This window comes from Scytonema sp. PRP1 (assembly GCF_036697665.2).
Taxonomy (GTDB): Bacteria; Cyanobacteriota; Cyanobacteriia; order Cyanobacteriales; family Nostocaceae; genus Kalymmatonema; species Kalymmatonema gypsitolerans.
In genome coordinates this window covers 42453-57199 of record NZ_JBAHYJ020000123.1, presented here as the reverse complement: position 1 = coordinate 57199, position 14747 = coordinate 42453, and the positions used below count along the sequence as shown (strand labels likewise).

General features: G+C 41.9%; 13 protein-coding genes. 8 read left to right on the top strand and 5 right to left on the bottom strand.

Going from position 1 to position 14747, the window contains the following annotated elements:
- Window positions 1-484: 484 nt before the first annotated feature.
- Window positions 485-934 carry a lipocalin-like domain-containing protein gene (locus V5G28_RS32545; RefSeq protein WP_332991498.1) on the top strand — a complete coding sequence of 150 codons (450 nt, stop codon included), beginning with the start codon at window positions 485-487 and terminating at the stop codon, window positions 932-934.
- A gap of 125 nt (window positions 935-1059) precedes the next feature.
- Here the strand turns inward: V5G28_RS32545 and V5G28_RS32540 are convergent, their stop codons facing one another.
- The 3 genes from V5G28_RS32540 to V5G28_RS32530 all read right to left on the bottom strand — a co-directional run bounded on the left by V5G28_RS32540 (window position 1060) and on the right by V5G28_RS32530 (window position 3900).
- On the bottom strand, window positions 1060-1272 hold the full coding sequence (locus tag V5G28_RS32540) for a hypothetical protein (protein WP_332991496.1): 213 nt from the start codon (window positions 1270-1272) through the stop codon (window positions 1060-1062).
- A gap of 90 nt (window positions 1273-1362) precedes the next feature.
- Window positions 1363-3225, bottom strand: coding sequence for a penicillin-binding protein 2 (gene mrdA, locus V5G28_RS32535; protein WP_332991494.1), 1863 nt, complete (start codon window positions 3223-3225; stop codon window positions 1363-1365).
- Between the two features lie 420 nt (window positions 3226-3645).
- Window positions 3646-3900: a hypothetical protein gene (locus V5G28_RS32530; RefSeq protein ID WP_332991492.1), complete on the bottom strand. Its 255-nt coding sequence runs from the start codon at window positions 3898-3900 to the stop codon at window positions 3646-3648.
- 358 nt (window positions 3901-4258) lie between these two features.
- On the opposite strand from V5G28_RS32530, the gene V5G28_RS32525 reads away from it, so the two are divergent.
- The gene (locus tag V5G28_RS32525; protein WP_332991490.1) at window positions 4259-5389 is read left to right on the top strand and encodes an ABC transporter ATP-binding protein; all 1131 of its coding nucleotides are present in this window, start codon (window positions 4259-4261) and stop codon (window positions 5387-5389) included.
- On the top strand, window positions 5389-6474 hold the full coding sequence (locus tag V5G28_RS32520) for an ABC transporter substrate-binding protein (RefSeq protein ID WP_332991488.1): 1086 nt from the start codon (window positions 5389-5391) through the stop codon (window positions 6472-6474). Before V5G28_RS32525 ends, V5G28_RS32520 begins: the two co-directional genes overlap by 1 nt.
- Window positions 6475-6555: 81 nt before the next feature.
- Here the strand turns inward: V5G28_RS32520 and V5G28_RS32515 are convergent, their stop codons facing one another.
- Window positions 6556-6996 carry a hypothetical protein gene (locus tag V5G28_RS32515; RefSeq protein WP_332991486.1) on the bottom strand — a complete coding sequence of 147 codons (441 nt, stop codon included), beginning with the start codon at window positions 6994-6996 and terminating at the stop codon, window positions 6556-6558.
- Between the two features lie 157 nt (window positions 6997-7153).
- A complete protein-coding gene (locus V5G28_RS32510; RefSeq protein ID WP_332991483.1) occupies window positions 7154-10162 on the bottom strand; it encodes a valine--tRNA ligase in 3009 nt (1002 codons plus the stop codon).
- A 62-nt stretch (window positions 10163-10224) separates the two neighbouring features.
- On the opposite strand from V5G28_RS32510, the gene V5G28_RS32505 reads away from it, so the two are divergent.
- The 5 genes from V5G28_RS32505 (at window position 10225) to V5G28_RS32485 (ending at window position 14739) form a co-directional block, all read left to right on the top strand.
- Complete coding sequence (locus V5G28_RS32505; RefSeq protein ID WP_096565052.1) at window positions 10225-10647, top strand: GxxExxY protein; 423 nt, start codon at window positions 10225-10227, stop codon at window positions 10645-10647.
- A 129-nt stretch (window positions 10648-10776) separates the two neighbouring features.
- Complete coding sequence (locus V5G28_RS32500) at window positions 10777-11076, top strand: hypothetical protein (protein WP_332991479.1); 300 nt, start codon at window positions 10777-10779, stop codon at window positions 11074-11076.
- Between the two features lie 12 nt (window positions 11077-11088).
- Window positions 11089-12357, top strand: coding sequence for a glutathionylspermidine synthase family protein (locus V5G28_RS32495; protein WP_332991477.1), 1269 nt, complete (start codon window positions 11089-11091; stop codon window positions 12355-12357).
- Window positions 12358-12378: 21 nt separating this feature from the next.
- Entirely contained in the window at window positions 12379-13653 is a 1275-nt protein-coding gene (locus tag V5G28_RS32490) for an MFS transporter (protein WP_332991475.1), read from the top strand.
- 114 nt (window positions 13654-13767) lie between these two features.
- Entirely contained in the window at window positions 13768-14739 is a 972-nt protein-coding gene (locus tag V5G28_RS32485) for an N-acetylglucosamine kinase (protein ID WP_332991713.1), read from the top strand.
- Window positions 14740-14747: the final 8 nt, after the last annotated feature.

The window sequence follows — 14747 nt, the reverse complement described above, 5'->3', positions numbered from 1 at the left end:
GCTCTTGTCAAGATACTTCAAGAAAAATTCTATATATCAAAAAAGAAATAACTATCAATTGTTTGGGACAGTTAAGACAGTTAAGACAGTTAAGACACTTAAGGGACTTAAGGGACTTTTAAAGGACAGTTAAGACAGTTAAGGGACTTAAGGGAGTTTTAAAGGACAGTTAAGACAGTTAAGACAGTTAAGACAGTTAAGGGATTTTTAAAGAATAAAATAATCAAAAAATGGAGGTATTGCAGAGGTGTTGATGTGCTAATCTCTGTAAATAGGAACGATATTGTCAAGCTCAAGCAATAGAAAAAGGAGATATTGTCGGTCAACAAAAAGGGGGTGTAGGGGTAATTAGTGGAGGCTTGAACCTCCGAGGCAGAGCAGATCTGTTTCATTACCTTAAAGGCTGATTATGACTTCAAACATTTTTTCCAACAGAACCGTAAGCAACGTCTCTACAATTTTTGGGAACAAAAAAGGAAAGAGAATGGCAGATAATGAATTTATAGGAAGTTGGCGATTGGTATCTTCGGAAATCCGGGTTTCAGATGGTTACGTAAGCTACCCATACGGTCAAGATGCAGTTGGCTATATTATGTACGCCGCTGACGGATATATGTCCGTACAGATTATGAAGGCGAATCGCTCCAATTTTGCTAATGGAGGTATTCTTACAGGAAGCAAAGAGGAGCACGCAATGGCATCCGAAAGTTATCTAGCATACTGCGGTAAGTATGAAATTCAAGTCAACAAAGTTATTCATTATATTGAAGCGAGCCTATTTCCTAACTGGGTGGGTACGGTCCAAGAACGCTTCTTTGAATTTAAGGGCGATCGCCTAGTATTAAGTACGCCTCCCATGGTTTCAGGCGACAAGCAGGGGACTGCCCATCTGATTTGGGAGCGTGTTAAAACAGACCTGATGCCTACTGATTAACAGATCGGATGAGCGCTTCTTTAACTCCCACTATTAGATTTAATTGAATGGCACTCGCGTTAAGCGCGATTGTGTTGGGTTACATTCAGTAGACCGAAAAATTTTCCAAAAGACTTAAGCGCCATTTATTTGAGCGAGTGTATACAATCAGCCAGAATTCCGGTAAAATCTGTTTTTCGAGTCATAGAGTTGTACATTGGCTCTGCTGCGATCGCCCTTTGGACGGCTCCTAAAAAACCATCGCCTACGGCGGGCACAGACTGCTGCGATCGCTTCTGATCCTGATCACCAGCCCCAAAAACATCGGTCCAAACCCTTTTTCTTTCGTCAAATTTCAAAAGTTTTCGGTCTACTGAACTTATGAAAAACTATCCGCGTCTTCTCCCCACTTCCCCCACTCCTACTACGTACCTCTCGCTCCTGCTGAATTAGTTCCGTCGCCTAATTCTTGGAGTTGGCGTCGTTGGCTTTGAAGCCTCAGTACTTGCTTTCTTATACTTGTTGGGATATTTCTTTTGAAAATATTCCTCCATCACTTGTAACACCATCGGGGCAGCAACACTACCGCCACCGCCGCCAGAATGTTCAGCAAACGCTAAAACCACAATTTCCGGCTTATCGCTTGGAGCATAAGCTCCAAACCATGCGTGGTTTGCTTTAACACGACCCTTCCATGCTTCAGCCGTGCCACTTTTACCAGATACTGGAGGAAGTGTTGGTACATTGAGAACCTTACCTGTACCTTCAGACACCACCTTCCGCAGTCCGTCACGAAGAACTTTGACCGTGCTTGGCTTCATGTTTAGGGATTCCCGCCAGCTTTTTGCTTCTTCATTGTCTTTAAGCAAATGTGGCTTCACTTTATAGCCGCCGTTTGCAGGTACAGAGAACATAACAGCAACTTGCAGTGGTGTCGTTTGCAAAGCGCCTTGACCAATGGACATATTGATAGAGTCGCCCACAGTCCAAGGCATTTTCCACACTCTGCGCTTCCATGCTTCATCTGGAACATTACCCTTAGTTTCTTCATTAGCAAACTCAATACCAGTTTTTTTGCCAAATCCGTATTTGCGAGTCCATTCAATTAAGGTAGGACCACCGACGCCCCTTCCAATTTGATAAAAGAAGGTATCACTACTCCAAGCCATCGCTCCTGCAAATCCCAGTGGACCAAATCCAGCGTGATTCCATTCACCGAAAGTCACCCCGCCGACGGTGAGGGAACCGTAGGTTTGCAATACTGTGTTGGGAGAAAATTTACCCGACTCTAGCCCCGCCGCCGTAGTCACAATTTTGAAAGTACTGGCGGGTGGATAGGCGCTGCTGACAGCACGATTGAGTAAAGGATGGTTTTCGCCTTGTACGCTTTGCCAATCTTTTGTGGACAATCTTCGCTTGGAGAAGATATTCGGGTCAAAGGTGGGGTGAGACACCATTCCTAAGACACCACCATTATTTGGGTCGAGTGCAACGATAACCCCGTTGCGTCCATTCAAAGCTTTTTCAGCTGCCTTTTGCACATTCAAATCTATTGTCAGGCGAATATCATTACCTGCTGTTGCCTGTTTTTCTCCTAACACTCGTATCGGACGACCTTTGCCATCCACTTCTACCTGCTGACCGCCCCATTCCCCGCGCAACAGCTTTTCATACCCTTTTTCGACCCCCATCTGACCTATCACATCTCCGAGTCGATAACCTTCTTGTTTCTTTTGTTTCAACTGTTTTGGGGTCAGTTCTCGAGTATAACCGAGTACATGAGCTAACTCCTTGCCGTGCGGGTAGTAGCGTACAGCTTCTGTATGAATTTCTACGTCTTTAAGTTCGTTAGCGTACTCTTTCAATCCTGTAATTTCCGCTTCATTGAGGTCACGAGCAATCCGCACCAGAGAAGAGTTGTAACCCGCCTCCTCTAATTTCTTTTCCATCTCCTCTACAGGGATGTTGAGAATTTGCGACAGGCGCGGACCGACAACTTGCTCCCATGATGGCTTCGTGTGTGCCATTGGCCACAAATATACAGAACGCGGATAGCGAGTTGTGGCTAACAATTTGCCATTGCGGTCAAAAATGTTACCTCTTTCTGGTTGTTTGGGAATTGTCCGAATCCGGTTTGCCTGTGCTCGTTCCCTGAGTTTAGGTCCTTCAACAATTTGCAAATACACCAGACGAGCGCCAATACCAGTTGTCATCAATAAGGTAAATATGATTAAGAATAAAGGCTGGAAACCCCGCCCTACAATGCGTGTATTTTTTTTGTTAGATAGTTGAGGTGGTTGCAGTAAGGTCATATCACAAATAGCGATTCAGAAAATAGCATTATATGTATACAATTACGCTAAGTTTTGACCCGGATTTCAAGGAAAACAATTCGGGTAGCCTAGCCTTTTTTGATGGTTTTTACTATATAGCATAAACTAAATTGTTTTCCTTAGTTAGCTTCAAAAATCCCATTAATATTTAGCATTATTCAAAGGAAATTACTAATTTTATTGAGAATATGTCAATTTATCAAATCGTATCTAAGGGTATGGGTACTTATGAGTAAAATAATACTATTTTTAGAATCAGTACCACTAATATGAGTTGCTAGTTCCACCTATTTTTTTCTGAGTTTTTCCTGAGCAGTCCTAGATAAATTTATTACCTTTTTTAATAAGAACTTTAAGGGGACACAAAGGCTGCCTACGCAGTCTCATCTCGATATAAAGTTACGAATATAACTTTTTATACTGAGGAAAACGCAGGAAAGCATAGATGCTACCGACACTTTCTAAATGCGGGACGGCACTTGCAGCAACTCGGAGAAAACCCCGTATGAAAGTATCTCCCCCAGGGCGGTGAGACAAGGCAAAGCGTGCGGCTGCACCTCCGCTTAGGGTATCCGCAAGGTTTACGACATACCGTTCCTGTGCTGTGCCGTAGGCATAGGGCTTTAAGGGAGAGTAGAAAAACGTAGGATCCATGAAAGTTCTACACTCCGTGCTCCGACAATGACAAATTTGAACCGAACTTGGTATTTACAGAGTCTATGCAGGTGGACTTTGTTCCTGTGGTTGCACGACTTTTTGTATCAATCCCCAGTCCCAGATTCTGAGTTCTTTGTTTTAGCTTGTAATTCCTCACGTTCAGGTTTTTTATACTTGCCCGGATACTGCTTGTGAAAATACTCTTCTAGGACTTGTAACACCATCGTATATTTTCTGCTGTAAATTGTTGAATTGTTTTTCTGGATAGAATAAACAAAAGTGTAACTCGTCGTTCGCGTAATCGACTACATTAAATAACACAAACACTGAAAATAACAGGATGTAATAAAGGATTATGCCTCAAATTTTGACGCAGAATCAGGGGGAGAGGGTGGCTTTTGAGTCGCTCGATGTTGAACTGCATAATGTTTTCAAGTTTTTTAACCAATATCCTGCTGTACATGGAGTAGACTTAAACGTCAAACAGGGGGAATTTTTTAGTATCCTAGGTCCCTCGGGCTGTGGCAAGACAACCATGCTACGTTTAATTGCAGGGTTTGAAACAGCTGATGCTGGTAAGGTGCTGATTCAAGGTCAGTCTATGACGAATGTTCCTCCTTATCGCCGACCTGTCAATACAGTATTTCAAAGCTATGCTTTGTTTAATCACTTGAATGTTTGGGATAACGTTGCGTTTGGACTGCAACTAAAAAAATTACGTAAAGCCGAAATTCAAACCAGAGTTAAAGAAGCGCTCGAACTTGTGAAAATGGAAGGGTTGCGATCGCGCGTTCCTAGTCAACTTTCTGGCGGTCAACAACAAAGGGTAGCATTGGCACGGGCATTAGTCAACCGCCCCGCAGTCTTACTACTTGATGAACCGCTTGGAGCGCTAGATTTAAAACTGCGTAAAGAAATGCAGGTTGAACTCTCAAATTTACATAAAGAATTGAGCTTAACCTTTATCATGGTGACTCACGACCAAGAAGAAGCATTGTCCTTGTCAGATCGCATTGCTGTAATGAATCAAGGCAAAATTGAGCAAATAGGCAGCCCAAGCGAAATTTATGAACAACCCCGGACACCTTTTGTAGCCGATTTTATTGGTGATACCAATTTATTTGAAGGTGAAATAGCAGGTATCGATGGTTCAAACGTCATAATTTCGACAAAAACACGACTGTCAATTGTTGTAACGCGCCAGCAAGACACACCAACGGAAATATCGCAACCAGTAGTCGTTAGTGTGCGTCCAGAAAAAATTCAGCTTTCGCTGTATAAACCTAGTTTGCAAACTAACTGCTTTGAAGGACGGCTAATCAACATCATGTATCTAGGGACTCACGTCAATTATATTGTGCAATTGACAAACGGCTTACGCATCACTGTTTTACAGCCGAATACTTTTGGTAATTTACCAAGCCGTGAAACGCCCATATATGCATGGTGGGCGGAAACTGATTGTCTAGCTTTAGTTAAAATTTAATGATTCAGAGACGGCAATTTTTAAAAAGTGTAGCTGCAGTTTCTAGCTTGTCTTTAGCAAGTTGTGGCTGGAGACTTGGCAATGTGCGAGCTTATTCTGCTACCAAAGGTCCTCGTGACCAACTTTATATTTATACTTGGGAACAATATACAGATCAAGAATTATTCAAAACTTATAACGCCCAAACAGGAATCAAAGTACTTGCAGACGTGTATGACTCTAATGAAACCATGTTAAGTAAGGTGCAAGCTGGGGGTGGAGGTGCTTATAGTATTATTTACCCAAGCGACTATATTGTGCGGAAGATGGTGAACTTGGGATTGTTAACTCAATTAAATCATGAGCGTTTAATTGGTTTAGATAATTTTTTCCCACGTTTTCAAAATCCTACCTATGACCCTAATAATAGCTACAGTTTACCTTTTAATTGGGGAACAACTGGTTTTATTTATAATTCCGAAAAGCTAAAAACTCCACCAGAAGACTGGGACTATCTTTGGCAGAATCAAGAACAGTTGTCAAAACAGATGACGTTGATGAATGATGTCCGAGAGGTCATCGGTGCTGTGTTGCGGATGCTAGGTTACTCTTACAATTCAAAAGACGAAAACGAAATCAAACAAGCTTATGAAAAATTGAAGGTTTTGAAACCTGCATTAGCAGCTTTTACGACAGATGCTTGGCGGAATCAAATTTTGGCAGGAGATTTATTGTTAGCAATGTGTTACTCATCAGATGCTGTGAAAATCTCTAAAGAAAACCCTAAATTAAAATATGTGATTCCCAAGAGCGGTTCCTCATTATGGACTGATACAATAGTTATTCCGAAAACAGCCGCAAATGTCGATGGAGCTTATGCTTGGATTAACTTGCTTTTACGACCAGAAGTAGCAGCACAAACAAGTGAACGCCTCAGTCTTTCTACAGCCAACCGTGCTGCGTTTGAGCAACTGCCAAAGAAAGTACAAAATAATTTCAGCTTGTTTCCTCCAGAGTCAATTCTCAGCAAGTGTGAACGTCTCGCTCCTTTAGGGCAAATTGAAGAAGTTTACGAACGTTACTGGACTCAATTAACAAGTGGCTAGAATTTTGCATTTTTGTACAGTCGATTCCCCATTTTCCTTGATACATATCATCTGTTAAATGCTAAAGCGAAAATTCACAATCTAAGATCCAGCGCTTCCATCTTTTTGAACGCCGTTTTTATCTCGTTTCAAACTTTCTTCAAGAGCTTGAATTTGTTCTCTACGTGCTTCCAATTCTAATGAACGACGTGCTAAGTCTTGGTTTTGCAATGTTAGGTTTTGTCGCCACTGTTCTGCTCGATCTGCTTCTTCTTGTAAGAATTCCGGAGTAATACCAGTGGTTAGGTAAGCTTTAACCAAATTCAACACCCAATTGGTGGCGTCTTCTAGTCTTTCTATATCGCCTGTTGGAGAAAGTTCTACTAAAACGAGCTTCTCAGTCAAAGTGTTGCTTTTTCCCAGAAGAATAAAAGCTTCTTCTGGGATTATTACCCACATATTTTCAGCTTCCTCACGTGCTAATAATCGCAACTGTAGCTGATCTAAAAAATCGTTTTTATGGATTTGAGCTAGATACAACATGGAAATTTTAAGGATTATAAATATACAATTAAATTTCTAAAAACAGTGGGAATCAATGAGTCGTTAGTCGTGAGTTATCAGTGATTATTTTTTTATAACTAAATGTACAGACGCTGCATAGCGCGTCTGTACAACCAACAACGAACATCCCTTAAAGCTATGCTAACCTAAGCAGGCGATCGCGCAAAATCTCTGCTTGTTTCTCAGCCTCAGCTAAGGCATTCCGCGCTCCCTCTACCACATCTGGTCGTGCTTGCTGCACAAAATTAGGATTACTTAACCTAGCGCTTAGAGCTTTGATTTCGCCTTCTACCTTGCTCAGGCGTTTTTCGATTTTGGCACGCAGCGCATCAATGTCCACCACCCCAGCAAGGGGAAGTACCACTTGCACCGTACCAACAACGTCAGCGATCGCTTTTTCTGGTTCTTGTGGTTGTTGTGTTTCTGCTTGGAGTTGATGAGAATCAGCCGTTGGTGGGAACAACTGCTCCCAGAACTTTTGTCTCGCCTCAGCAAACACTAATTTTTGGACAATGAACCAACTTGAATAACCAAAACCAACTATTTTAAAGAAAGTCCCGATTAAGGGAATATCATCAACAGAATCGGCTACCGCTAGACCCACTTTAAACAAATAAATGGTGCCAATGATTAATACTATCTTTGTCCAAGTGAATCCGGATTTTTGACCAACAAAAGTTTCTTTCTTTTGCTCAGCAGCGATAGTTAAATTCTCAACCTTTGCCAAATCTTTAATATAAGGCTGTCCTGCAGTGAGAATTTGCTGTTCTTTATCGCTTCCAGTTTGCAAATTCACCGTCACTTTTACCCCAGGTTTAACATCCGCTTCTGCTCGCAAATTGCGAATTGTGCGAATTGTTCCAAACAGCAGTTCAAATTGTTCCTCCAAAGTAGAGTCAATTAAGTTTTGCTGAGTTTCAGGGTAAGGTTGTAAAGATAAACTTTGCTTAGAATTCTCCCCTTGTTGCGTGAGAGTTTGCCAAATTTCCTCGGTAATATGGGGCATGAAAGGATGAAGTAATTTCAATATTCCTTCCAGCACATAAGCGAGGGTTTGTTGGGCTACGCGACGGGATGCGGGTTCAGAATCTTTTTGCAGCCGAGATTTGACAAGTTCAATGTACCAGTCGCAGAAATCACCCCAGATAAAATCATAGAGTCCCTTCGCCGCTTCCCCTAAACCGTAATTGCCGACGTAATTGTTGGTTTGTTTAATTACTTGATGGTAACGGGAGAGAATCCAGCGATCGCTTAACTCTGTAGCGGATGGTTCTCCCAGTTGTTGCGGCGTTTGACCATCCAAATTCATCATCACAAACCGCGCCGCATTCCACAACTTATTAGCAAAGTTGCGAGATGCTTCCACCGATGGTGATTCATCCTTCTTGCGATCGTAATCCAACCGGATGTCTTGACCTGCGCCAGCCACTTCCTTTATTAGCGTGTAGCGCAGCGCATCAGTACCGTATTTGTCAATCAGTAACAACGGGTCAACGCCATTCCCAGCAGACTTGGACATCTTCTTACCATTCTCATCCAGCACCAAGCCGTGAATGTAAACATCTTTGAAAGGTATCTGTCCTGTAAAATGCCCCGCCATCATTGCCATTCTGGCTACCCAGAAAAAGATGATATCAAAGCCTGTTACCAGAGTGCTGGTAGGATAGTAGGTTGTCAAATCTTGAGTTTGCTCAGGCCAACCCAAAGTAGAAAAGGGCCACAGCCCGGAAGAAAACCAGGTATCCAGCACATCTGCGTCTTGTTCTATCTTGACATTGTCTCCAAATTGTGCCTTTAATTTCTCCCGTGCTTCTGCTTCCGACTTCGCCACCACAAACGGCGTATTGTCGGCGATTTCTCCCCCTGTTTCACTCACAGCGTACCAAGCAGGGATTTGGTGTCCCCACCAGAGTTGACGAGAGATACACCAATCTTTCAGCTTTACCAACCAGTCACGATAGACCTTTGTCCAGCGTTGGGGGACAAACTGTGGAGAATTTTTCTGGTCGAGAAACTCTAGCGCCCTATCTGCTAACGGACGAATTTTGACAAACCACTGAGTCGAGAGGAGAGGTTCAACGGGGACTTTACCGCGTTCACTGTATGGAACAGTATGCTTATAATCCTCCACCTTCACCAGAAACCCATCAGTCTCTAGACGAGAAACCACATTTTTTCTAGCGTCAAAACGGTCTTGTCCTTGGAAGGAACCAGCATTTTCGTTCAAGGTGCCGTCCTTATTCATAATATTGATAAACGGCAGATTGTGCCGCTGACCCATTTCAAAATCATTCAGGTCATGCGCCGGAGTCACCTTCACGCAACCCGTTCCAAAAGTGGGGTCAACCAACTCATCAGCAATGATGGGAATTTCCCGATTCATAATTGGCAGAGTCAGTGTTTTTCCAATGAGATGCTTGTAGCGCTCATCACTAGGGTTCACCGCCACCGCAGTATCGCCCAGCATTGTTTCCGGTCGGGTTGTCGCCACCTCCACAAAACCAGAACCATCCGTGAGGGGATAGCGGAAGTGCCAAAGATGACCATCTACCTCTTTCGAGTCCACTTCCAAATCGGAAACCGCTGATTGTGACTCTGGACACCAGTTCACCAGATACTTACCGCGATAAATCAGCCCTTCTTCGTAGAGGCGGAAGAAAGCTTCCAAAACAGCTTTGGTTAAACCCTCATCTAAGGTAAAGCGTTCCCGTGTCCAGTCTACCGATACACCTAAGCGCCGCAATTGACCAACAATCGTTCCCTTAGATTTTGCCTTCCATTCCCAAGCGCGTTCTAAGAATTTCTCGCGTCCCAAATCATAGCGAGTTTTCCCCTCTGCCTTGAGTTGCTTTTCCAGAACCGTTTGTACGGCAATGCTGGCGTGGTCAGTTCCGGGTAAATAGAGGGCGTTATATCCCTTCATCCGGTGGTAGCGCACGAGAGTGTCAATCAGCGTATTGTCGAAGGCATGTCCCATGTGCAGACTGCCGGTAACGTTGGGCGGCGGAATAACAATGCAGTAAGATTCGCCGCCTTTGTTGGCATCAGCTTTGTAAATTTGGTTTTCTTCCCAAAATGTTTGCCACTTGGCTTCAGTGGAAAATGGTTCGTAAAGACTGGGGAGGTTGGTGTTTATTGCGGTCATGCTGGGAAAACTAAGTGTGGAAGGACTTTTATAAATTTTGCCACAGGGTTGAGGAGTGTTTTATGGAAATGAACCGCCAAGACGCCAAGAACGCCAAGAAAAGAGAGCCAAGTGAGGAGGTGGATAGATTAGCGTATGCTGTGATTGGTGCGGCGATTGAGGTGCATCGGGTGTTGGGACCAGGGTTTTTGGAGTCGGTTTATCACCAGGCTTTAAAGCTGGAATTTCAGATGCGGGGAATACCTCACACGTCTAAGCATGCAGTAGCAGTAACTTACAAAGGTTATCAGGTCGGCGAGGGCGAATTAGATTTTCTCGTTGGTAATGTTTTAATCGTTGAATTGAAAGCTGTGGAAAAGTTAGCTCCTATCCACGAAGCTCAAGTCATCTCCTACCTGAAAATGACCAACCACCCCCTCGCCCTCCTCATCAACTTTAACGTTCCCGTACTTAAAGAAGGTATTAAACGTATCATCCTCTCTTAATCTTCTCTTGGCGCTCTTGGCGTCTTGGCGGTTCATTAATTAAAAAAATCTCGAAATTTATTTTTTTACTCGTGTAGTTACTATTTATCAATTCCAGAGGTAGCACCCACAAAACAAGTACGAATACTTATGAAATTAAAACCTAGTTTACTTCAACTTAGCGTCATCATAATGACGGTATCCCTACTTGCTTCTTGTACTAGATTTCCAGAAACAAGTCAGTCAAATTGTGATCATCCACAAACGGCACAACAACCCTATAACTGTGATAACTCTGGTAGTCATGGTAGTAGTCGAGTTCACCATGGAGGTTCTGGATATAGATTCGGTAGTTCCAGCCACAATGATGGTAGCTCAAGCCGTTCCCCATCTAGGGTAGGTCGCGGTGGTTTTGGCAGTTTCGGTCGCGGTGGTCATGCGGGTGGTTAGGAAAGTCAAGCAATGAATATGGATATTTTCAATAGTACTCAACGCGATCGCCTATTTCGATCCATGAGAATGGGGTGGGACAATGTTTGTCCCATTGAGGAAGGAACAGGCATCCCTCTGACTGACCAAGAAGTTCCATATGCACTTTATCACTGCCGTAAAGTTTCGCCACAGATGATAAAGGAAATCAAGCAAGCATCTGAATTAGTCGGTAGTGTCTTAATGCAAGCTTGGTCAGTTATCCGCACTCTTGATGAGGAAACACTACTTTACTACGGCTTTCCTAAAGATTCCATCAAAATAGTAAAGTATGACCCTCTCCCACCATTTTGTATGCGTCTTGATTGGTGCTGGAACGAAGAAACTGGAGTCAAAAAGGTTATAGAAACAAATCCACAAACTCCTAGTTTTTGGTTTGAGTGTACTGAAGGAAATGGCAAAGTTGCTCAACACTTCGGTTTCAAACAACCAGATTATAACGCTCAAACTATCTTAAGTTTAACACTTAATCAGCATATACAACGAGCAGCAGAGTGCCTAAAGAAACCAATTAACAATTGTAGAGTTGCTTTTACTGCTTTGAATAATGCTGAAGATTTAGGCACTATGCGATGGTTAAGCAGCCATTTTCATCATAAAAGTGCTGTTTTCCCTTTGGAGTTTCTTCGTGTCAAAGATGGTAAATATTTATTTGATTATAGAACGGGACAGCCAATAGATATATTATTTATGTGGTATCCAGTTGAATGGGCAATCCATGATACTGATGAAAATGGTAAAAAGTTATGGTCTGCACTAGAGCAACTTATTTTAGAGAAGAAAGTTGTCATTGTTAACTTTGGTTCTGCTTTTGCACTGCAACCAAAGAGCGTATTTGCCCTCATCACAGATTTAGGGCTGGACTTTTTTAGTCCTAAAGACGCTGATATTATTTTTAATTATTTCCCAAAAACGTCATTGACTGCATCTGACTTAGGAAATTCATACTTTGCTAAACCTATTTTAGGAAGAGAAGGTGAAGGAGGATTTGCTGTCAAGTCAGGAGAAATAATTCTTCGTAGTCATAGTAATGACCCGTGGTATACAGAACAAGATTATGTGTATCAAGAGTTATTAGAGTTTCCCCAAGTAGAAATTGCGGGAAAGTCTATGACTGCGGTTTGGGGAGCATGGCTTTATAACAATGGAAATGACCAGTTTGTCTCTGGAGGTGTAGGAACGCGTGTTTCTGAGGGGCAAATTACAGATAACATTTCATATTGGTGTCCAATTGGGTGTTAGAAAAGGAAACAAACCAAATTCATGAAAAATCAAACAGTGTCTCGTTCCCCTTGGACTTTCATCCCCACCCTGTATTTTGCTTCTGGCGTTCCTTACGTCATCATCAATAATGTATCTACAGTTTTTTACAAAAAGCTAGGGATAAATAATACTCAAATCGCCTTGTGGACAAGTCTTCTCTATCTTCCCTGGATAATCAAGATGTTTTGGGGACCAATTGTCGATATTTATTCAACTAAAAGAAGATGGATAGTTGCTACTCAATTTGCTATATTCTGTTGTTTCGGTTTAGTAGCCTTTTCTTTACAAGTCCCAAATTTCTTTTTCATTTCCCTAGCTGCATTAACCATCGGGGCATTTATTTCCGCTACTTATGATATTGCTACTGACGGCTTTTATCTGTTGGCTTTAAATCCAGCGCAGCAAGCTTTCTTTGTTGGTATTCGTTCGCTTTTTTATAGACTTGCTGTTATCTTTGGTTCAGGAATTTTAGTAGTTGTAGCGGGCTTCCTTGAAGTATATTTTAACAACATTGCTTTAAGCTGGACTTTCGCTATTGGCTTTTCTGCTTTAATTTTAGCGATACTTTTTATTTTCCACGCTTTTATTTTACCTCTTCCTGAATCAGACATTCAACGTCAACCACAAGGAGCAACAGAGAAGATTCCTTATTGGAATGTCATTAGCTCATATTTTCAACAAGAAAAGATAGGAGCAGTTTTAGCATTTATATTGCTGTACAGATTTGGCGAAGCAATGCTTGTGAAATTAACCTCGTTATTCTTATTAGATAAACCAGAAACAGGAGGGTTGGGGCTATCAACATCAGAGGTTGGTTTAGTCTACGGTACATTTGGAGTCATTTCCCTAATTGTAGGAGGAATTTTAGGAGGCTTTGTGATTTCCAAATATGGGTTGAAAAAGTGCCTTTTTCCTATGGCTTTGGCATTAAATTTACCTGATATTTTTTATGTCTACATGGCTTCTGCTAAACCTTCTCTTACATTAGTTTATCCTCTGGTTTCCTTAGAGCAATTTGGATATGGTTTTGGGTTCACCGCTTTTAGTGTTTATTTAATGTACGTTTCCCAAGGAGAATACAAAACTTCTCATTTTGCTATTTCCACTGGCATTATGGCATTAGGCATGATGCTGCCTGGATTAATTAGCGGTTATATTCAAGAAAAACTAGGATATCCAGTATTCTTCATCTTAGTATGTTTACTAACTATCCCTGGTATGATAACTTTATTTTTTATTCCTTTCAAAGAAGAGAATAAGCGTCAAACAAGTTAAGCTATAAATTGCAACCGCAGATAAACACAAATGTACACTGATAGAAAAGAAAATTATCTGCGTCCATCTACTTCGGCGTCCATCTGCGGTTCAAAATCCAAAATCCAAAATAGTATGAGCTACGTTTTAGGAATTGATGGCGGTGGAAGCAAGACAGTTTGTATCTTGATGAATGATACAGGTAAAGTGCTAGGTCGTGCTGAAGCAGGGGCATCTAATTATCAGAGTATAGGCACACAAGCAGCGCTAAAGTCAATTGAATCTGCAATTTATGCTGCTGCAGTTGAGGCGCTAAAGTTTACAAATAATATTAAGATTGAAGCCATTTGCTTAGGGTTAGCAGGTGTAGGTCGTCCAGAGGATATCGAAGTTGTAAAAGGTATAGTGCAAAATTTACAAAATAGCAGTTTGCTTCCTATAACTTGGCAATTACCAGCATCTAATATCGTCATTTGTAATGATGCTTTGATTGCTTTGGTAGGGGGAGTTGGTTATCCTGTTGGAATTGTGGTTGCAGCAGGTACTGGTTCTATAGTTTTTGGGCGAAATCAGAATGGAGATACCAAGCGAGTTGGCGGTTGGGGCTATATTTTAGGAGATGAAGGAAGCGCCTATAAAATTGCTGTAGCTGGTATGCAAGCAGCATTAAAAGCTTATGATGGACGCGAGATGTCAACGAGTCTTGTTGAGGAATTCAAACAGCATCTTGGTCTTGCAACTATAGAAGGTTTAATAGAAATCATATATCGGCGAGGATGGGGTGTTAAAGAGATAGCTGCTTTGGCTCCTATTGTTGATAACGCCGCAGCTTGTGGAGATAAAGTAGCTCATATAATTATTGATGATGCTGTAAAAGAGTTGATCAAAGCCACTGCTACAGTTATTGAGGCAATTTTTAGCAATAGCGAACGTTTTCAAGTCGTCACCACTGGAAGTGTGTGGCAAGGAAAATCGAGAATTCGTGAGAAATTTTCCACATCTATTTTCACATTGTTTCCTTCAGCAAAAGTGATTTTTCCTCGACATGAACCTGCTTATGGTGCTGGGTTGTTTGCGTTGCACATTTTAGCAAACTTTTCACAATGATTTTATCT